Annotated in this window: 17 protein-coding genes; 11 read left to right on the top strand and 6 right to left on the bottom strand. The window is 62.5% G+C overall.

What is annotated here, in order from left to right:
- The first annotated feature begins 70 nt into the window (after positions 1-70).
- The 10 genes from sppA to ACOQOT_RS00920 all read left to right on the top strand — a co-directional run bounded on the left by sppA (position 71) and on the right by ACOQOT_RS00920 (position 8,235).
- Positions 71-1,021: a signal peptide peptidase SppA gene (sppA, locus tag ACOQOT_RS00965; RefSeq protein WP_420560526.1), complete on the top strand. Its 951-nt coding sequence runs from the start codon at positions 71-73 to the stop codon at positions 1,019-1,021.
- A gap of 55 nt (positions 1,022-1,076) precedes the next feature.
- Entirely contained in the window at positions 1,077-1,385 is a 309-nt protein-coding gene (gene ihfB, locus ACOQOT_RS00960; protein ID WP_045448773.1) for an integration host factor subunit beta, read from the top strand.
- A 46-nt stretch (positions 1,386-1,431) separates the two neighbouring features.
- Positions 1,432-1,731, top strand: coding sequence for a LapA family protein (locus ACOQOT_RS00955; protein ID WP_420560525.1), 300 nt, complete (start codon positions 1,432-1,434; stop codon positions 1,729-1,731).
- 166 nt (positions 1,732-1,897) lie between these two features.
- Positions 1,898-2,395, top strand: a complete 498-nt coding sequence (locus ACOQOT_RS00950) for a YtoQ family protein (RefSeq protein ID WP_420560524.1) — start codon at positions 1,898-1,900, stop codon at positions 2,393-2,395.
- 56 nt (positions 2,396-2,451) lie between these two features.
- A complete protein-coding gene (gene pyrF, locus ACOQOT_RS00945) occupies positions 2,452-3,165 on the top strand; it encodes an orotidine-5'-phosphate decarboxylase (RefSeq protein WP_420560523.1) in 714 nt (237 codons plus the stop codon).
- Positions 3,166-3,186: 21 nt separating this feature from the next.
- Entirely contained in the window at positions 3,187-3,858 is a 672-nt protein-coding gene (locus ACOQOT_RS00940) for a phosphoribosylanthranilate isomerase (RefSeq protein ID WP_420560522.1), read from the top strand.
- Positions 3,859-3,863: 5 nt separating this feature from the next.
- Complete coding sequence (gene trpB, locus ACOQOT_RS00935) at positions 3,864-5,081, top strand: tryptophan synthase subunit beta (protein WP_420560521.1); 1,218 nt, start codon at positions 3,864-3,866, stop codon at positions 5,079-5,081.
- Positions 5,078-5,920, top strand: coding sequence for a tryptophan synthase subunit alpha (gene trpA / locus ACOQOT_RS00930; RefSeq protein ID WP_420560520.1), 843 nt, complete (start codon positions 5,078-5,080; stop codon positions 5,918-5,920). Before trpB ends, trpA begins: the two co-directional genes overlap by 4 nt.
- Positions 5,921-5,960: 40 nt before the next feature.
- Positions 5,961-6,875, top strand: a complete 915-nt coding sequence (accD, locus tag ACOQOT_RS00925) for an acetyl-CoA carboxylase, carboxyltransferase subunit beta (RefSeq protein WP_420560519.1) — start codon at positions 5,961-5,963, stop codon at positions 6,873-6,875.
- Between the two features lie 16 nt (positions 6,876-6,891).
- Complete coding sequence (locus tag ACOQOT_RS00920; RefSeq protein ID WP_420560518.1) at positions 6,892-8,235, top strand: bifunctional folylpolyglutamate synthase/dihydrofolate synthase; 1,344 nt, start codon at positions 6,892-6,894, stop codon at positions 8,233-8,235.
- Between the two features lie 250 nt (positions 8,236-8,485).
- Here ACOQOT_RS00920 and trxA read toward each other — a convergent pair whose 3' ends face one another.
- From trxA to tsaE, 6 genes are all read right to left on the bottom strand, one after another.
- The gene (trxA, locus tag ACOQOT_RS00915; RefSeq protein ID WP_045448752.1) at positions 8,486-8,806 is read right to left on the bottom strand and encodes a thioredoxin TrxA; all 321 of its coding nucleotides are present in this window, start codon (positions 8,804-8,806) and stop codon (positions 8,486-8,488) included.
- A 153-nt stretch (positions 8,807-8,959) separates the two neighbouring features.
- Positions 8,960-12,394 carry a double-strand break repair helicase AddA gene (addA, locus tag ACOQOT_RS00910; protein WP_420560517.1) on the bottom strand — a complete coding sequence of 1,145 codons (3,435 nt, stop codon included), beginning with the start codon at positions 12,392-12,394 and terminating at the stop codon, positions 8,960-8,962.
- Positions 12,391-15,429 carry a double-strand break repair protein AddB gene (addB, locus tag ACOQOT_RS00905; RefSeq protein WP_420560516.1) on the bottom strand — a complete coding sequence of 1,013 codons (3,039 nt, stop codon included), beginning with the start codon at positions 15,427-15,429 and terminating at the stop codon, positions 12,391-12,393. Before addB ends, addA begins: the two co-directional genes overlap by 4 nt.
- A 24-nt stretch (positions 15,430-15,453) precedes the next feature.
- On the bottom strand, positions 15,454-16,167 hold the full coding sequence (locus ACOQOT_RS00900; protein WP_420560515.1) for a nucleotidyltransferase family protein: 714 nt from the start codon (positions 16,165-16,167) through the stop codon (positions 15,454-15,456).
- 3 nt (positions 16,168-16,170) lie between these two features.
- A complete protein-coding gene (locus ACOQOT_RS00895) occupies positions 16,171-17,283 on the bottom strand; it encodes an aminoglycoside phosphotransferase family protein (protein ID WP_420560514.1) in 1,113 nt (370 codons plus the stop codon).
- A 3-nt stretch (positions 17,284-17,286) separates the two neighbouring features.
- On the bottom strand, positions 17,287-17,814 hold the full coding sequence (gene tsaE / locus ACOQOT_RS00890) for a tRNA (adenosine(37)-N6)-threonylcarbamoyltransferase complex ATPase subunit type 1 TsaE (protein WP_420560513.1): 528 nt from the start codon (positions 17,812-17,814) through the stop codon (positions 17,287-17,289).
- Between the two features lie 289 nt (positions 17,815-18,103).
- Between tsaE and ACOQOT_RS00885 the strand changes: the two genes are divergently transcribed.
- A complete protein-coding gene (locus ACOQOT_RS00885) occupies positions 18,104-19,336 on the top strand; it encodes an NAD(P)/FAD-dependent oxidoreductase (protein WP_420560512.1) in 1,233 nt (410 codons plus the stop codon).
- Positions 19,337-19,349: the final 13 nt, after the last annotated feature.

Below are 19,349 nucleotides of genomic sequence, written 5' to 3'. Positions count from 1 at the left end.
GGGACAAAATTCTCCGTTCGGGTTAGGCTGGCGCCAGTAAACCAGTCCGCCCGATCAAGAGGATGATCCTGTGTCGCTCGATACCGATCTGATTATCGACAGGCGGCGTCTCAAGCGCCGCCTGTCTTTTTGGCGCTTCGCCGCTATTATCCTGCTCGTTGCCGGCCTCTTCGCCTTCTTCGCGCAAAATGCAGGCCTTGCCCCTTCCCATCAGCATATTGCCCGTGTCTGGGTTTCCGGCGTCATCGTCGACGATGACGAGTTCCAGACGATGCTCGACGAGATCAAGGAAGACGACAACGTCTCCGCGCTCATTCTGCGCATCGACAGCCCCGGCGGCACGACCACGGGCTCCGAAGCCCTTTACGAAAAAATCCGCGAAGTGGCCGAGGTGAAACCCGTCGTCGCCGTGCTCGGCACGGTTGCCGCTTCGGGCGGCTATATCGCCGCCATTTCCGCCGATCATATCGTTGCCCGCGGCAACACGATCACGGGCTCGGTCGGCGTGCTTTTCCAGTGGGCGCAGATGAAGGAGCTGCTTGGCCATATCGGCATCGAGATGAAGGAAGTGAAATCGAGCCCGCTCAAAGCCGAACCCAATCCCTTTACCGAACCCTCCCGCGAGGCGATCCGTGCCACCCAGGCCATGATCGACGCCTCCTATGACTGGTTCCTCGGCCTTGTCCGGGAACGGCGGGGGTTTGACGAGGCCCGCGCCCGCGAGCTTGGTGACGGGCGGGTCTATACCGGCTGGCAGGCCAAGGAAAACGGCCTGATCGATGCCATTGGCGGGGAAGCCGAAGCCCTTGCCTGGCTTTCCGCAGAGCGCCAGATCGACAGCGAATTGCCGGTGGAAGACTGGGAAGTGCGCGAAGAACCTTATGAACTGGCCACTTTCATGGGCCGGGCCATGGGTGAGGCGTTTTCGCAAGCAATTGCTGAAACAGCCCAAAAAACGTTGCAGACAGAGGGACTTACGCTTGACGGGCTGATAAGCGTTTGGCACCCTGACCGCCGCTGACGGGTTGGAGCGGCACTTACCGCCCCTCCCCGCGCCAAAGAAGGGGTTGGGAGCCATGATCAAGTCGGAACTCGTTGCCAAGCTGGCGCAAGCCAATCCGCATCTGTTCCAGCGGGATGTCGAGCGCATTGTCGCAACGGTCTTTGATGAGATCAGCGCGGCGCTGGCCAGAGGCGACCGGGTAGAGTTGCGCGGCTTCGGCGCTTTCTCCGTGAAGTCCCGCCCCGCGCGCACCGGCCGCAACCCGCGCACCGGCCAGCCGGTGCATGTGGACGAGAAATTCGTGCCTTTCTTCAAGACGGGCAAAGAGCTGCGCGAGCGGCTGAATGACGGCGATGGCGGCAGCGACGACGACGATAATTGAGTCCTGCCGGCGGATCATGCGCCGGGACCCGCAATAGGAGCGGTCTTTGAGAATTCTGTCCTGGCTTTTGCTGTTGCCGCTTTGTCTGGTCACGCTTTATCTGGCAGTGGCCAACCGGCACAGCGTGCTTTTCAGCCTTGACGCGTTCGAACCGGAAAACCCGGCCATTGCGCTCGAAATGCCGCTTTTCCTGGTGGTGCTCGCCGCGATCTTTCTGGGCATGCTGATCGGCGGCGCCGCCGTTTTGACCGGACGATGGCGCAAGGACCGCGCCCGTAAGGCAAAGAGCGGCGCCAAAACCACCGCGAGCGGTTCGACCGCCATCGTGCCGAGCAAGATGGGCTGACGCCCGCTCTCTTAAGACCGCTCCGTTGCTTTTCGCCTTTACCTTCAAAGCCCCCTGCCCGGCTTATGGCCGAGCCGCGCCGGGACTGCTATAAGGCCCACACTTCGCCTGCCCCAAACCGCCGGGCCTGCCCCAAACCGCCGGCCGCGATGGAAGGAGATACCTTATGAGCCAAACAGGTACGCAAAACTGGACCGTCTATCTTTCCGGTGAAATCCACACGGATTGGCGCGAGCAGATCGCCGAAGGCGTGCGGGCAAAAAACCTGCCTGTCACCCTGGTGTCGCCCGTCACCGATCATGCTTCTTCGGATGAATGCGGGGTGCGCATTCTGGGCGATGAAGAAAGCAATTTCTGGACGGACCATAAGGGCGCGAAGGTGAACGCCCTGCGCACGCGCACGTTAATGGAACGATCGGATATTGTGGTGGTCCGTTTCGGGGATAAATATAAGCAGTGGAACGCGGCCTTCGATGCAGGCTATGCGGCCGCGCTCGGCAAATCGATCATCACGCTGCACGACCCGGCGCTGACCCATGCGCTCAAAGAAGTGGACGGCGCGGCCATGGCCGTGGCGAGCGAGCCCGGGCAGATCGTGGAAATTCTGGATTACGTGATCAATGGCGCGCTGCCTGCCAGCCGCCGCGCGGCAGCCGCCGAATAACGCCGCGCCCCAAGCTCATGGAGCAGGGCGTAAGGCCAAGGATCAAGGAGAGACCCATGTCCAAGCTCTTTCGCAACCCGATCTTTTGCGGTCTCGACACCCATGACCTGGATGAAGCCGAGCGCCTTGCCAAAACCCTGGTGCCCGTCGTGGGCGGGCTCAAAATCGGCCTTGAATTCTTTTATGCCTTCGGGCGCTCAGGCTATGAACGGATCGCGGATACGGGCGTGCCGATCTTTCTCGATCTGAAATTGCACGATATTCCGAACACCGTGGCGGGCGGCATCCGCTCGCTCCTCTCCCTGCAGCCGGCCATCATGAACGTCCATGCCAGTGGCGGCGTTGAGATGATGAAACGGGCGCGCGATGTGGTGGAAGAAGAAGGCGACGGGCGGCCCTGGCTGATCGGCGTGACGCTGCTCACCAGCCTCGATGCCGGCGATATCGCCCGGCTGGGCGTCGAAGGCAGCCCTTCGGATCAGGTGCGCCGGCTTGCCGCCGCGGCTCAAGAAGCAGGCCTCGACGGCGTGGTCTGCAGCCCTCAGGAAGTCGAAGTGCTGCGCCAGGATTGCGGGCCCGATTTCAAACTGATCGTGCCGGGCATCCGTATGAAGGGCGAAAGCGCGGATGATCAGAAACGCGTCATGACCCCTTCCGATGCGCTGGTGCATGGGGCCGATATTCTGGTGATCTCCCGCCCCATCATCCGCGCGGCGGACCCTGCCGCAGCGGTGGAAAACATTCTGGCCGATCTGCCGCCGGCCGCCTGACAATCTGTGCTGGAAAAACCCATGAGCCTTCACGTCAAAATCTGCGGCCTGAAAACGGAAGAAATGATCCGCGCGGCGGCGGCGGCGGGGGCCGATTCCATCGGGTTCGTCTTTTTCGAAAAGAGCCCGCGCTATCTCACCATGGGCGAGGCGATGAAACTGCGCCGCGCTGTGCCCGAAGGGGTCTGGGTGGTGGCGCTGCTCGTCGATCCGGACAATGCCTTGCTCGATGATCTCGTAACCTACGTGCATCCCGACGTCATCCAGCTTCACGGCAAGGAAAGCCCGGAGCGGGTGGCCGAGATCCGCGCCCGGACCCATATTCCCGTGATGAAGGCCATTGCCGTTTCGGGGCCGGAAGATGTAGAAGGCGCAGCGGCTTACGAGCCTGTTGTGGATATGTTGCTGTTCGATGCCAAACCGCCTAAAACCATGGCGGGCGCCCTGCCTGGCGGCAACGGGCTTGCCTTCGACTGGGAGCTGATCGGCGCGCGCAAACCCCGCAAGCCGTGGATGCTTTCAGGCGGTCTGACCCCCCTGAACGTGGCCGAGGCAATGCGCACCGCCGGGGCAACCATGGTGGATGTATCCTCGGGCGTTGAAAGCGCGCCGGGGGAAAAGGATGCCGCTCTTGTCGAGGCCTTTATCCGGGCCGCCAAGCAAGACGCCGACTTGGTCAAAGTAAAGGAGTGATCAGCGTGAGTGCTCTCGAACCCAATTCCTACCGGACCGGTCCGGACGAGCGCGGCCATTTCGGTATTTTCGGCGGCCGCTTCGTCGCCGAAACGCTGATGCCGCTGATCCTCGATCTGGAGCAGGCCTATAAGGACGCAAAAAACGATCCGGCCTTCCATGCCGAGCTCGACGATCTGGCCCGCCATTATGCCGGACGCCCGAGCCCGCTTTATTTCGCCGAGCGGCTGACCGAGCATCTGGGCGGCGCGAAAATCTATTTCAAACGTGACGAGCTCAACCATACCGGCTCGCACAAGATCAATAATTGCCTGGGGCAAATCCAGCTTGCCCGGCGCATGGGCAAGACGCGCATCATCGCGGAAACGGGCGCGGGCCAGCACGGCGTTGCAACGGCGACGGTGGCGGCGCGCTTCGGCCTTCCTTGTGTTGTTTATATGGGCGCGACCGATATCGAACGGCAAAAACCGAATGTCTTCCGTATGAAGCTTTTGGGCGCGGAAGTCGTGCCCGTCACTTCCGGCACCGGCACGCTGAAAGACGCGATGAACGAAGCGCTGCGCGACTGGGTCACCAATGTCGCCGACACGTTCTACATTATCGGCACGGCGGCGGGTCCCCATCCTTATCCGCAAATGGTGCGCGACTTCCAATCCGTCATCGGCAAGGAAGCCAAAGAACAGATGCAGGAGCGCGAAGGGCGTCTGCCCGACACGCTGGTTGCCTGCATCGGCGGCGGCTCGAACGCCATCGGTCTTTTCCATCCGTTCCTCGATGATAAGTCGGTCGACATTCTGGGTGTGGAAGCAGCCGGTAAAGGCATCGAGACGGGCGAGCATTGTGCCTCGCTTGCGGGCGGCGAGCCCGGCGTCTTGCACGGCAACCGCACCTATCTGCTGCAAACCGACGACGGGCAGATCAAGGACGGGCATTCGATTTCCGCCGGGCTCGACTATCCGGGCATCGGGCCGGAACATTCCTGGCTGAAGGAAATCGGCCGGGCGAAATATGTATCGGTGCGCGACGATGAAGCGCTCGAAGCCTTCCAGCTTTGCACGCGCCTTGAAGGGATCATTCCCGCACTCGAGCCGGCCCATGCGCTTGCACATGTCGCCAAGATCGCGCCGAAGCTGCCGAAGGATCACATCATCCTGATGAATATGTGCGGGCGCGGCGATAAGGACGTCTTTTCGGTCGCCGAACATTTGGGGGTAAGCCTGTGAGCACGCGTGTCGATGCCCGTTTTGAAAAACTGAAAGCGGAAGGGCGCACGGCCTTCGTGGCTTTCATCACCGCGGGCGATCCGGACCTGGAAAGCTCCTATGAGCTGCTTGCGGGCCTGCCCGGCGCGGGTGTCGATATTATCGAGCTCGGCATGCCGTTCACCGACCCGATGGCGGACGGCCCTTCCGTTCAAGCCTCCACCATCCGGGCGCTGAAAGCCGGGCAAACCATGATCAAGACGCTCGAGATGGTGCGCCGCTTCCGCGCAGGCGGCGACAATGAAACGCCGATCGTGCTGATGGGTTATTACAACCCGATTTACCGCTACGGCGTCGATGCCTTTTTGAAGGATGCCGTGGAAGCGGGTGTCGACGGACTGATCATCGTCGATCTGCCGCCGGAAGAAGACGAAGAGCTGTGCCTGCCCTCTATCAAGGCAGGCGTCAATTTCATCCGCCTTGCAACGCCGACAACCGACGACAAGCGCCTTCCCGCCGTGGTCGCCCATACGACGGGCTTCATCTATTATGTCTCGATCACCGGTATTACCGGGGCGGGCAGCGCGGTGAGCCATGATGTGGAAGCGGCGGTCGCGCGCATCCGCAACTATACGAAACTGCCCGTCGTGGTCGGTTTCGGCATTAAAACGCCGCAACAGGCCGCAGAACTTGGCGCGGTTGCGGACGGGGCCGTGGTAGGCTCTGCCATTGTCGATGCGGTGCGCGATGAGCTGGACGGCAACGGCAAAATGAAACCGGGCGGCGCGGGCCGGGTTCTGGAAAAAGTACGCGCCCTTGCCGACGGCGCTCACAGCGTCCGGCGCGCGGCGGCAGAATAAGTCTCGAGCCTTTTAAAAGGCCAGATGGAGGAAGTGGGACATGAACTGGATTAACAATGTCGTCCGGCCGAAAATTCAGCGGGTCTTCAAGAAGCGGGACACGCCGGATAATTTGTGGGCGAAATGTTCCAATTGCGGAGAGATGGTGTTTCACCGCGATCTTCTTGCCGCGCTGAATGTCTGCCCCTCCTGCGACTTCCACATGAAGCTCGGCACGAAAGAGCGCTTCGCGCAGCTTTTCGACAATGGCGAATATGAAGAAATCGCCGTGCCGGAAGCCCCCGCCGATCCGCTGAAATTCCGCGACCAGAAGCGCTATCCCGAACGGCTGAAAGATGCCCGCGCCAAAACCGGCAGGCCCGATTCCGTCACCGTTGCCCACGGCGCGCTCGATGGGATCGAGACCGTTATCTCCGTTCAGGATTTCTCCTTCATGGGCGGCTCGCTCGGCATTGCAGCGGGCGAAGCGATCGTGCTCGGCGCCCGCGAGGCGCTGGAACGCAAAACGCCTTACATCGTCGTTGCCGCCGCCGGGGGCGCGCGCATGCAGGAAGGCATTCTTTCGCTGATGCAAATGCCGCGCACCACCGTTGCCGTGCAGATGCTGCGCGAGGCGGGCCTGCCTTATATCGTCGTGCTGACCGACCCGACGACGGGCGGGGTGACCGCGTCTTATGCGATGCTGGGCGATGTGCAGATTGCCGAACCCGGCGCTCTGATCGGGTTTGCCGGCCAGCGCGTGATCGAACAGACGATCCGCGAGAAACTGCCGCAAGGCTTCCAGCGCGCCGAATATCTCTTGGAGCACGGCATGGTCGATATGGTCGTCCACCGCCATGAGCTCAAAGCGACGCTGGCGCGCACCATCCGCCTTCTCACCCACCGGCCGGGCTCGACGCTGAAGCAGGACACGCTGCCTGCCGTGCGGCCAACGCCGCCGGCCCCCGTTTCCTGATACATACCTGGATTCCATGAGCGCCCCCAACACCCCGCCGCCTCTTGCCCCTTACAGCGATGTGGTGCTGGAACGCCTCTCGAAGCTGCATCCCAAGCTGATCGACCTGTCGCTGGAAAGGGTGCACCGGCTGCTGGCCGCGCTCGGCCATCCCGAGGAACACCTGCCGCCAGTCATTCATATCGCGGGCACGAACGGCAAAGGCTCGGCCCTTGCCTTCCTCAAAGCCATGCTGGAGGCGGATGGCAAGGCGGTGCATGCCTATACCTCACCCCATCTCGTGCATTTTCACGAACGCATTTATCTCGGCGGTAAAGGCGGCGGCATCTTCATTGCCGAAGAGGCGCTGATCGAAGTGCTGGAAGAATGCGAGCGCGCGAATGACGGCGCGCCCATTACCTATTTCGAAATCACGACCGTTGCCGCGCTCCTTGCCTTCTCGCGCCTCCCCGCCGATGCGCTGCTGCTTGAAACAGGCATGGGCGGGCGGCTCGATACGACGAATGTCGTTGCCCGCCCAGCCGCAACGCTGATCACGCCCATCGGGCTCGACCATCAGCAATTTCTGGGTGAAACGCTGAGGGAGATTGCAGGCGAAAAAGCCGGCATCTTCCGCCGCGATGTGCCGGCCATTCTCGGCCCGCAGGAAGAGGCGGCTCTCAGCGTACTTCTTGAAAAAGCCGAACGGATCGGCGCACGCCCTTACATTCATGGGCAGGACTGGATGGCCTTCGAAGAACATGGCCGCCTCGTCTATCAGGATACGGACGGCCTGCTCGATCTTCCCTTCCCCGTGCTGCAAGGACGCCATCAATTGACGAATGCGGGCGGCGCGATTGCGGCCTTGCGCCAGGCCAAAGGGATTTCCGTTTCCGATGAGGCCATCGAGAAAGGGCTGCTGACGGCCAAGTGGCCCGCGCGCATGCAGCGCCTGAAAGAAGGCCCGCTCCTTGCCGCGCTTCCGGAAGGCGCCGAGCTATGGCTCGATGGCGGGCACAATCCTGCCGCCGGGCGCACCATTGCGCAGGCTTTCGCCGAGATGAACGACCGCGCGCCGCGCCCGCTCTATCTCATATGCGGCATGCTCTCGACCAAAGACGCCACGGGATTTCTCGCCGCCTTCAAGGACCTGGCAGCCATGGCCGTTGCCGTGCCTATCGAAGGCGAAGCGAATGCGCTCACCCCGGGCGAGCTGGCCGCCGCCGCGCAGAAAGCGGGGCTCCACGGCGAGGAAGCGCAAAGCCTTGCCGCCGCCATGACGCGCATCGCTAAAAGCGCGCAGGACGGCAGGACCGCGCCGCGCATTCTGATTTGCGGCTCGCTTTATCTTGCCGGTCAGGTGCTCAGGGAGCACGGGTGAGGGTTGCTTCCCCTTCGTCACCCTCGCGTTCGGCGCGAGGGACCATGCGAAAGCTGCAGCAAGCTGTGAGGTTGCCTGGACCCCGGGACAAGCCCGGGGTGACAGCCTCACCTGATGAAAAGCATGTGGGTACTGCAAACTCTTTTGTCACCCCGGCCTACGTGCCGGGGTCCATACTGCCTCTGCAGCAAACAAAAGCCCGGCGCTGATTTTCCAGGCCGGGCTTTCTTAAACATTCGCGCTCCAAACTTTAGAGCGAGCTTTCGATCCATTCCTGAATCTTGCCCTTCGGCAGCGCGCCGACTTTCGTGGCAGCCACCTGGCCGTCCTTGAAAAGCATCAGCGTCGGGATGCCGCGCACGCCGTATTTCGTCGGCGTGTTGGGGTTCTCGTCGATATTGATCTTGGCGATCGTTACCTTGCCGCCGAGATCGGCCGCGATTTCTTCAAGAGCCGGACCGATCTGTTTGCACGGGCCGCACCATTCGGCCCAGAAGTCGACAAGCACCGGCGTCGAAGAATCGATCACATCCGATTCGAAGCTGCCGTCGGTTACTTTCGTGGTAGCCATTCTCTTACCTCTTTACTTTCTGATACGTCCGGCCCGCTTCGCGCGGCAAAGACGCCTCGGTTCGTATTCAGCTTGCCACAAATCTAGGAATGGCAGGTTCCAACGTCAAGGAAGGCGCACGGGCATGTGAGAATTGTGCCGTTTTGCGGCTTCTCAGCGCAGATATTTTTCGAGGTTTTCCGCCGGAATCTCCATCAGCCGCGGCCCGTCCGTCCACAAAAGCGCGCAGCGCACCTTGGCTTCCGGGCGGGACTGCGCCAAAAGCGCGCGGTAGGCGGCCAGCTGGGCGATATAGGCGGGGCTGACCTCACCCGGCGTTTTAGGCGCAGGGCGATTCGTCTTGTAATCGACGATGAGAATTTCCCCCTCCCGCTCGACCAGCCGGTCGATCTGCCCGGCAAAAGAGAGGGGGCCTGTGGGCGTTTCGACAATGCCCACCACCGGCACTTCCGCCCGGCTGCCCGGCCCGAAGAGCGCCGCAAAATCCGGCGCCTCCAAAACCGCGCGCGCCGCCTGCCAGATTTCCTCGCGCTCACCTTCAGAAAGCGCGTGGCCGGGCGCGGCAAGAAAACGTGCCGCCGCCGCGTCCCATTTTTCCGCATCGATCTCGGGCAATGTTTCAAGCAAGCGGTGAATGATGCGCCCGCGCTTGAACCTTTTTTGCGTGTCCCCGCCCAAGGGAGACAGAACCGGCGGCTCGGCCCCCGCCTCCCCTTCAAAGCGCGAGGGAGCAAGGGGGCGGGGCGGCACGGCCTCTTCGGGCGCGGGCTCATGGGCCCAGGCGGGCAGCGGCGGCAAGGGCTCCGCCATCACGCTTTCTCCCGCCGGAGCGGCGCGCTTGCCTTCTTTGCGCCAGACCGTGCCGCGCGGGGTTTCCACCGGCTCGAGCTCGTCTTTCAGCCCCTCTTGGATCAGCGCATACCAGCAGGCATCGGGCAGTTTCTTCGTGCCTTTGTGCCCGCAGACATAAAGCCGGTCGCGGGCGCGCGTCATGGCCACATAAAGGAGCCGCCGATATTCCTCGCCCTGCAGCGCGCGGGCCTTTTCGCGCGCTTCGCCCGCCAAGGCCTCGTCATTCGCCTTGCGCACCGGCCAGAGCGGCAGGTCCTCGCCCTGATACCGGGCGGGCAGCAGCACCGGGTCGAAACGGGCGGCGGGCACCGCGCAGGTATCCGGCAAAAAGACGATGGGCGCTTCCAGCCCCTTTGCCCCATGCACCGTCATCACCCGCACTTCATTCGCGCCCTGGTCGAGGTCGCGCTTGATCTGCACATGGCCGGTTTCGATCCAATAGAGAAAACCTTGCAGCGAGCCTGCATGGCCCTGCTCATATTGGAGAGCGAGCGAAAGAAACTCATCGACGGGATCGTTCACATCCTCGCCGAGCCGGGCGAGGAGTTTTTCCCGCCCCCGCTCGCCGATGAGCCGGCGCGCGTAAAATTCATAAGGGCGGCGCTGGTCGGCTTCGGCCAGTACATGAGAAAGATAAGCATAGGCCTTGGCGAAGACGGGTTTTTCCTCGGCCCGTTTGATAAGCGCGCCCCAGAGCGAGACCGTGCGCCCGAAGGCCAGATCGAAAAGCTCTTCCTCGCTGAAACCGATAAGCGGGCTTTTCAGCACTTCGGCAAGCGTCAGATCGTCTTCCGGCAAAAGCGCGAAACGGCCGAGAGAAAGAAGGTCCATCACCGCGATCTGTTCGGCCAGCATCATCCGGTCGGCGCCGGCAACGGGAATGGCGCGCGCTTTCAAGGCCCGGATCATTTCCTCGACAAAGAGATCGCGCCGGCGCACCAGCACCATGATGTCGCCGGGCTCGATTTTCCGGCCATTGCCGTGCAGCCGCTCGCCGTTTTGAAGCCATTCGGCCACCTGATCGGCAATGCGCGCGGCAAGCCGAGCACGCGGGCTCGAGCCTGTCGGATAATCGAGCGGCGCATCCCAGGGATTTTCTTCTTCTTCCTCTTCCGGCTCTTCCAGCGGCCAAAGCTCGACAAGGCCGCCTTCTTCCTCGCGGCGGGCATAATGGGCGACGGGATCATCTTCCGCACTCAGGCCCGCCCGCGCCGCCTCGCCTTTAAAGACGAGATCGACCGCGTTCAGCACTTCCGGCACGGAACGGAAAGAAAGAAGAAGATGCACCGGCGACCAGGTGCCTTCGGCTTCCTTCACGCGCTTTTCGAAATAAGCGCGCATGGCGGAAAATTTTTCAGGCGCCGCGCCCTGAAAGGAATAGATGGATTGTTTTTCGTCCCCCACGGCAAAGACCGTCCGCACGCTCTCGCGCGCGCCGCTGCCCGACATAAACTCATCGGCAAGGGCCGAGATCACTTCCCATTGCGCCGGGCTCGTGTCCTGCGCTTCATCGACGAGAATATGATCGAGCCCGCCATCGAGCTTATAAAGCACCCAGGCCGTCATCTGCCGGTTCGTCAGCAAGGCCCGCGCCCGCTCGATCAAATCCTCATAATCGAGCCGCGCATAAGTGCGCTTGATGTTTTCGTAAGAGGCAAGCAGCGCATCGCCGAGCCGGAGCATCGCCTCACTCGCCTCGGCAACACGCACCGCATTCAGCGCCAAGGTTAGATCATGGATACGCGATTGCTCGGCGCGCAATTCTTCTTCCAGCGCGCCGTTCGCCTCGCGCAGCTTCTTCGTCATCAGATCTTTGAAAGGCTCGCCGTCCGTCGCCTTCAAAAACGCGCTGCAATAAAGAGAAAAGGCCGCGGCTTCATCCCGCTCGGCAAGGAAAGCGCGGAAGATGGCTTCTTTCTTCCGGTCCGTCACCGTGCCGCCGGCAAGCACGTCCGCCGCTTCGCCGATCCTCGCGCGCGGCACGCGCGACAGCGCGCCCGCAATAAGGCCTCTCTCACTCACGTCTTCTTTGACGCCGAGCGCTGAACGCAGCCGCGCGATACCCGCTTCCAGCCCGCCTGCCCGCTCCAGGAAACGGTGGATACGGCCGCGCTCCCCGACAATCGCCTTGAAAAGCGTTTCGAAACCGAACTCGCCGGCAACGCGGCTGACGTGAGAGAGCGCCAGGGTCAGCGGCGTTTCATGACCTGCAAGATCGTCCTCGCCGATCTCTTCCAACAGCGCGTGCTGCGCTTCGGCCATATATTCATCCGTCGCGCGCTCATCCAGAATGTCGAAATGCGGCGGCACGCCCGCTTCCAGCGGAAAACGGCCAAGCAAGCGCTCGCAAAAGGCATGGATGGTCTGAATTTTAAGCCCACCCGGCGTTTCGATGGCGCGGGCAAATAAAAGCCGCGCGGCTTTAAGGCGCGCCGGAGTGGCCGCGCCGCCATCGAGCGTCTTTATCTTTTCAGCAAGCGCGCCATCTTCCAGAACCGCCCAGGAACCGAGCTCACGGTAAAGCCGGGCCGCCATTTCCGAAGCCGCCGCCTTGGTGAAGGTGAGGCACAGAATGCGTTCGGGCGGTGTGCCGCTTAAAAGAAGACGGATGACACGGTTGATGAGCACATGGGTCTTGCCTGCCCCCGCATTCGCCGACACCCAGACGGAGGCGGCGGGATCGGCGGCGCGGCGCTGGTCTTCCAGCGTCTGGGCAAAACGGTTCATACCGCTCATGCGCCCTCCTCCCCATCCGAGGCGGACCATTCTTTCACCCGCGCCAGATGATCGTAGTCGCTATAGCGCCCGATAAATTGCACGCGGGGACGAGAGAGATAAGGCAGGCTTTCGTTTTCGTAAGAGGCCAGCAAACCCTTGAGCCCGCCCAGCGCCTCTGCGGCCAAGCGGGTGCCTTCCTCAGTGATTTCCTTCACCGCGCCGCCCTGCTCGCCGCCCGTCAGATGCAGATAGGTGAGCGTTTCCACAGGGCCTTTGGGAATGTCTTTGAAAGCGCCCGCCTCCGCCATCGCCGCTTCAAGGGAAAGCTGCGGGGACAGCCCGCATTCCACTTGCGCTGCGCTCGGCACACCGCCGGTCTTGTAATCCATAATGGCAAGCGCGCCGGAACGTTTCACATCGATCCGGTCGGCGCGGGCATGAAGACTGACGGGCCGTTTCAGCCCGCCGATTTCCAGCATGCCCTCGATCTCGCCATAAGCCTTGAGCACATCCTGCCGCAATTCAGGTTCCGCCGAGGCAAGAAAGCGGGCGATCTGCTCATAGCGCGGCTGCCAGAAGGCGATAACCTCGGGCCTGTCCGGCGCATCGGCGAAAACTTCCTCGCCAATTTCCAGAAGCACCTCTTCGATATTCTCCGGCAGAGTTTCGGGATAGCACTTCACGAATGTGTCGAGGGCGCGGTGAATGAGAATGCCTCTGTCCCGCGCGGGCGCAAAATCATCGATAGGATCGAGCGCTTTTAAGCCCAGAACACGCCGCGCATAAAAAGCATAAGGATCGCGGATAAGGACTTCCACATCCGTTACCGAGAGCCGGGCGGGCCGCGCATGAAGCGGCGGCGCAGGGCGCGGCGGCAAGGCGGCGCGGCGCTCTGGCGGCGCATCGATTTCGCGCGCCCAATACGTCCAGTTCGGCGCAAGCGGCAATCCGTCTATCCCGGCGCCTTTCAGGAAACTTTCAAGCCGCAAGAGCCAGCGCGAGGGAACGGCGGGCGCGCCTTCCACCTTCATCGCCCGCGTCAGAAAAACCTGCGGGCAGGCCGCAGCCTGAACGAAGTCATGGGCGGAAAGGCCGATCCGCCGCTCGGGCGAATAAAGGCCGAGATTGCGGCGCATGGGACGGCTGAGCCAGGGATCGACTTTCGTTTCCGCCGGCCACACTCCTTCGTTCAGCCCGCCGAGAATAAGACAGTCGGCCTGCTGAAGACGCGCTTCCAAAGGCCCGAGAATCATGAGACGGGGATGACGCCCGAAGCGCGGGCGCACCACGCGGCCAAGCGCCAGCCTTTCCATGAAAGCGCGCAGGCCCGCCGGCGCAAGGGCGGGGGCTTCCTCCGCCGCTTCCATCAGCGCGGCAAAAAAGGCAGCGGCTGCCTCCCCGTCTTCACCTGCCCATAGCCGGGCCGCGCCTTCTTCTTCATTTCGCGCGGCCAACGCCTCCGCCGCCTCAAGAAACGCGCCGAGCAGTGCGCCCGCCTCCTGTTTTTCAAAAAGCGGAAGCTTCAAAAGCGGGGTGACGGTTTCTTTCAAGCGGGCGATAAGCGCGCGCAGGCGCGGCTCTTCCCGCTCCCGCTCTTCTTCATGAGCAGTAAGCGCAAGCTCGATCCCTTCAAGCCCCGGCGCCGGGCGGGGGCCGCGCAGGAGCGCGCGCTCAAAGCGGCGCACATCGGCGCGGAAATCACCGGGCGCCATACCCGCGGCGGCAAGGGGATGTTTAAGGAGTGAGAGAAGCGGCACCGGCGCGAAGTCTTCTTCCACCGCCTCAAGCAGCAAGCGGAGGAAAATAAAGACCGGCGTTTCCGCCAAAGGCACGCCGGAGGAATCGTCCACCTCGATGCCCCAGCGGGCAAGCTCAGCAGCAACGCGCCGGGCGAGGGAGCGGTCCGGGGTGACGAGCGCCGCCGTCTTTTCTTTTTCTTCCAGCACCGAGCGCAGGATGAGCGCAATGGCAAGCGCTTCCTCGCGCGCATTCGCCGCTTCGATGAGGTGCAGGCCTTCAAGCGCGCCTGGAATTTCTTTTCCCTCGGCCGCCAGCACGGCGCGCCAGCCATCCGTTGCCTCGGCCGGACGCAAGGCTTCGTTCAGGAGCCGAGCCCGCGCGGCGTTTTTCTCAGCAGCGGCGGTTTCCGCGCCCGGCCAGAGCGCCACATCGTCCCGGGCCGCGCCGAGCCGTTCGAGCAATTGCTTCATGCCGAATTGAGGATGGGATTCGCCGGCCGCCTCCCAGGCTTCCGGCGCCAAATCAAGATCGAGCCCCGGCAGCACCACCGCCCCTTGCGGCAGGCCCGCAATGACGGAGAGAAGTTTTGCGGAGGCTGGTACCGAGCCCGTGGAACCTGCGGCAATGACAGGGCCATGCGGCGGTTTGGCGGCCCAGGCGGCAGCCTGCGCTTCGAGCAGCAAAGTGCGCCGGCGGGCCGGATCGATCAGCCCCCTTTCGGCAAGAATATCCGGCCAGTAGCGGGTGATGATTTGCAGGAACTCGAGCGTGATCTGCCAGTTCTGCGCATAATCGCCGGGCACGAGATCCTGCAGCGCGGAAAGCTCCACACCTTCGGTTTCCACCGCATCGAGAAAGCGGCCAAGATCGCCCGCGAGCGCCGCCGCCTGGCCCGCGCTCATCGCGCCTGCATCGGGGTTCACCTCCCCCCAGGCATTGATGAGTTTCGTGAGTACGATCTGCCGGGAGAGGCTTTCCATGGCAGGCGGCAGCTCGGCGCCGAAGGCGGCGCCTTCCTCGCGAAAGCTGAAGCCCGGATCGAGCAGCATTTCTTCTTCATCGACATCGCCCATAGGACGGATCGATGGCAGGATCATCGCCCGCCCGCCCGACTGGCGCAGAAAGGCTTCAGACAGCGTGCGCACCGCGCGCCGCGTCGGCAAGAGGATCGTGATGTCGGCAAGCGCCGCCCCCTCAAAGCGCCCGCCAAGCGAGGCATCCTCGCTCAAGGCTCGCGCCATCACATCGGCAAAGGCGAGCCCGGAGGGCATCGTGAAAAGAGCGGGCGCGGCTTTGCGGGATGAAGGTGCCATGGTGCCAGTCTAACGCGGGCGGGCCTAAAGGTCGCGCATGAAGGCTTCGGCCTCGGCAAGATCGCCGGGCGTGCCGACATGCATCCACACCCCGTCAAGGCGCAGGCCGAAGAGACGGCCTTCTTCGGCTGCCTTATCCCAAAGAATATTGGTGGAAAAGACACCCTCCGGCGTGCCCTCCAAAAGGCGGGGATGGAAAATCTGCACGCCTGCAAACATGAAGGGCGCGACATGCGCCTCGCGCCGCCGCGTCAGCCGGCCAAGCCCGTCCATGGTGAAGTCCCCGCGCCGGCACTCGCCGATCGTGGTGACGGCAGGCGCCATCATCAAGAGCGCGTCCATCTTTTCCGCATCCCAAAAGGCTTTCATGCGGTCCAGAACGGGGCTCATGCCTTCGGCCCAGACCGTGTCGGAATTCATGACGAAGATGGGCACCTCGCCCAGTAGCGGGCGCGCTTTTTTCAGCCCCCCGCCCGTGTCGAGCAGCTTGTCTCTTTCATCCGAAAATTGAATGCGCGGGCGGGTGCGCCCCTTCAAATGGGCTTCCAGCATCTCCGCTTTATAGTGGAGGTTGACGACAACGTCGCTCACCCCTGCCGCGGCGAGCTTATCCAGCGCATGGTCGATCAGCGGCTTGCCGAGAAACGGCACGAGCGGTTTCGGCATTTTGTCGGTGAGCGGGCGCATGCGGTTTCCCATGCCCGCCGCCATGATCATCGCGCGGCTGATGTCGCTCATCTCTTACTCCGCCTGCAGAATTTCTTTCCGCAGCGCCGCGGGCACATGCGTGTCGAGCCAGGCCTTCATCTCGCTCAAGACCGGATGGCGCAAATCCCGCTCGAGATAGGCGGAAACGCGCGGCAGATGGGCGAGGTAGCCGGGCTTGCCGTCCCTTCTCCACAGCCGGACGAAAATCCCCATGATCTTGGCATTGCGCTGCGCGCCCAGCACCGCATAGGCCGCGCGGAAAGCCGTTTCATCGAAATCCGCTTCGCCCGCGCGTGCCTTTTCAATGTAATAGGCCAGCATCTCTTCCTCGCGCGCTTCAGGCACGTCTTTGCGCGCATCCTGTAAAAGCGAGACAAGGTCATAGGTGCGCGATCCCGCCTGCGCGTCCTGATAGTCGAGCATACCGGCCCGCGCCGGCCCTTCTCGTTCCCCAAGCCAGAGAAGATTGGGCGAGTGATAATCGCGCAGCACCAGAACGGGCGCGCCGCATTGGGTTTCCGGAAAAAGCTTTTTCCAAAGCCCGCGGTAGATGTCTTTTTCCTCTGCCGCCAGCGCCGCGCCCTTTTTCACCGGGATATACCAGTCCGTCAGAAGTTCGGTTTCGATGGCAAGCGCGGCTTCATCGTAAGAGGGCACCTCATAGGCGCTGCCATCCGGCAGCGGCAGGGCAGCGGGTGTGCCTGCCTGGTGCAGAAGAAGAAGCGCGTCGATGGCGGCGCGGTAAAGCGCATCGAGCGGCGTGCCGTCGCCCGCCTTGCCCGTCTCAATGGCTTTCCCATAAAGATCATCGCCGAGGTCTTCCAGAAGCAGCAGCCCTGCTTTCATGTCATGGGCAAGCAGACGCGGCGCGGAAAGACCGAGCGCGCGCAAATGCTCGCCCACCGCCACGAAGGGGCGGCAATCTTCGGCCAGATGAGCAATAGCGGAATAGGCTTTGCGGGCACCTTCGAGCGGTGGCCCGTCGGGGCCTGCCGGGGCGTTCATCAGCACGGCGCGCCCTTCAGGGCCAGACAGGCGCTCATAAGCGCGGGTCGAGGCATCGCCTGCGAGCGGCGCGCGCGCGGCCCTGCCCCAACCGGCTTTCTCCAGGAAAGCCGCAATCTTCTTTTCCCGCTCCTCGGCCATTTCTTATTTTTCTCCTGCGGGTCGTTTTTCGCCAAGCGCGGCGCGCACCCCCTCGATGAGCCGCGCCGGGCCTTTCAGGCACGCGGCCCGCTCCTTGTCCCGTTCTTCGATCAGGATGTCGAGCCTTTCTTCAGGCAGCAGATCCTCGAGCCGCCCCGGCCATTCGATAAGCGCGGCGCCCGTTTCCAGCGCCTCGTCGAGGCCGAGCTCGTAAATCTCATCCGGCGCGCCGATCCGGTAAAGGTCGAAATGGGTAAGGCTAAGGCCGCCTGCCTCATAAGTCTGAACGAGGGTGAAGGTCGGGCTCGGCACGTCTTCCGCCTCCCCGCCTGCCCGGCGCTGGGCTTCCTGAATGAGCGCGCGGGCGAGCACGGATTTACCCATGCCAAGATCCCCCCAGAGCGCGATGAGATCGCCCGGCTGCACGAGCCCCGCCAGCGCGCGGCCGAGCGCCATGGTGGCCGCCTCATCCGGCAGCGCCGCCTCATAAGCGCCTGTCATATCGGGCAGAATCACCTGCTCATCCATCATGGCTCCGTTTTACGCTGCCCCATAAGCGCCCACAACCGGATGTGCCCCAGCAAACCGCGCTTTTACGGGCTTTTCCGGCCAGCGTGCGCTAGAATGCGTTGGGGAACTCCGCATTGCGACTCCTGCTGCATTTCTCCTGGTGACTCGGGGGTTGATTTGGGCGGGGGGAGGCGGCATGTTACGGACGCAAAAAACATGACGCCCCCGTCATTTTTAGAAGAATCGCAAGGAAATCGGGGTAAAGCGTCATAGGCAGCCTCAAACGGCGCCAAAAAGGGAGCGAGAGGCAATGAGCGATCATGTGGTGATTGTGGGCGCGGGCCATGCGGCCGGACAGGCGGCGGCGAGTCTGCGCCAGGAAGGCTATGAAGGCGCGATCACGATGATCGGCAACGAGCCTTACATTCCCTATCAGCGCCCGCCGCTTTCCAAGAAGTTCCTCGCCGGGGAAATCGGCATCGACCGGGTCTATTTCAAACCGCCAGAATTCTACGAAAAAGAAAACGTCACCGTGAAGCTCGGCACGCGGGTGACGGAAATCGACCGGAAGACCAAAACCGTTCACACGGATCAGGGCGAAACGCTCACCTATTCCAAACTGCTTTTGACGACCGGCAGCCGCGTGCGCGAGCTCAACCTGCCGGGCTTCGACCTCGACGGCGTTTTTTATCTGCGCAATGTCGGCGATGTCGAGGGGATCCAATCCTATTTCAACAAGGGCGGCAAATGCGTCATCGTCGGCGGCGGGTATATCGGCCTTGAAGTGGCCGCCGTTGCCGCCAAACACGGCATCGATGTCACCGTGCTGGAAATGGCGCCCATGGTCATGGCCCGCGTCGTCGATCCCATCGTCTCGCGCTTTTACGAGCGCGTGCATAAAGAAGAAGGCGTGAAGATCCTCACGGGCGCAGCGGTTTCGGGCTTTGAAGGCAAGGACGGCCAGCTCACGAAAGTCACCTGCGCGGACGGCACCGCCCATGAGGCGGATTTCGTGGTGGTGGGCGTCGGCATTCTGCCCAATGTGGAACTTGCCGTCGAAGCCAATCTCAAGGTGGAAAACGGCATTGCGGTCGATGAATGCTGCCGCACCTCCGATCCCGATATTTATGCGGCGGGCGATTGCACGAACCACCCCAACCCGCTTCTGGGCGAAAGGCTGCGCCTTGAAAGCGTGCATAACGCACTCGAGCAGGCAAAGACGGCGGCGGCGGCCATTTGCGGCAAGGAAAAACCTTACGCGCAAATCCCCTGGTTCTGGTCCGATCAATATGACCTGAAACTTCAGATCGTCGGCCTGTCCGCCGGCTATGACCAGGCCGTCGTGCGCGGCAATCCGGATGAGGGGCGCTCTTTCGCGGTCTTTTATCTGAAGGAAGGCCGGCTCATCGCCGTCGATGCGATCAACCGCGCGCCGGAATTCATGATGTCCAAACAGCTCATCGCCAAAGGTGTGTCCATCCCGGCGGAGAAGCTGAGGGACGAAAACATCAACATGAAGGAAATGGCCGCCTTCGCGATATGAACGCCGCGCGGCC

The sequence above is a fragment of the Tepidicaulis sp. genome, assembly GCF_965222285.1.
In the GTDB taxonomy this organism is placed as follows: Bacteria; Pseudomonadota; Alphaproteobacteria; order Parvibaculales; family Parvibaculaceae; genus Tepidicaulis.
The sequence above is the reverse complement of the archived record's forward strand: the minus strand, read 5'-3'. Positions and strand labels throughout refer to the sequence as shown.

Bases quoted from the DNA above. Each gene is read 5' to 3' on its own strand.
- ihfB (WP_045448773.1), top strand. From the start codon at position 1,077: ATGATCAAGTCGGAACTCGTTGCCAAGCTGGCGCAAGCCAATCCGCAT.
- ACOQOT_RS00950 (WP_420560524.1), top strand. From the start codon at position 1,898: ATGAGCCAAACAGGTACGCAAAACTGGACCGTCTATCTTTCCGGTGAA.
- pyrF (WP_420560523.1), top strand. From the start codon at position 2,452: ATGTCCAAGCTCTTTCGCAACCCGATCTTTTGCGGTCTCGACACCCAT.
- ACOQOT_RS00940 (WP_420560522.1), top strand. From the start codon at position 3,187: ATGAGCCTTCACGTCAAAATCTGCGGCCTGAAAACGGAAGAAATGATC.
- accD (WP_420560519.1), top strand. From the start codon at position 5,961: ATGAACTGGATTAACAATGTCGTCCGGCCGAAAATTCAGCGGGTCTTC.
- ACOQOT_RS00920 (WP_420560518.1), top strand. From the start codon at position 6,892: ATGAGCGCCCCCAACACCCCGCCGCCTCTTGCCCCTTACAGCGATGTG.
- trxA (WP_045448752.1), bottom strand. From the start codon at position 8,806: ATGGCTACCACGAAAGTAACCGACGGCAGCTTCGAATCGGATGTGATC.
- addA (WP_420560517.1), bottom strand. From the start codon at position 12,394: ATGAGCGGTATGAACCGTTTTGCCCAGACGCTGGAAGACCAGCGCCGC.
- addB (WP_420560516.1), bottom strand. From the start codon at position 15,429: ATGGCACCTTCATCCCGCAAAGCCGCGCCCGCTCTTTTCACGATGCCC.
- ACOQOT_RS00900 (WP_420560515.1), bottom strand. From the start codon at position 16,167: ATGAGCGACATCAGCCGCGCGATGATCATGGCGGCGGGCATGGGAAAC.
- ACOQOT_RS00895 (WP_420560514.1), bottom strand. From the start codon at position 17,283: ATGGCCGAGGAGCGGGAAAAGAAGATTGCGGCTTTCCTGGAGAAAGCC.
- tsaE (WP_420560513.1), bottom strand. From the start codon at position 17,814: ATGATGGATGAGCAGGTGATTCTGCCCGATATGACAGGCGCTTATGAG.
- ACOQOT_RS00885 (WP_420560512.1), top strand. From the start codon at position 18,104: ATGAGCGATCATGTGGTGATTGTGGGCGCGGGCCATGCGGCCGGACAG.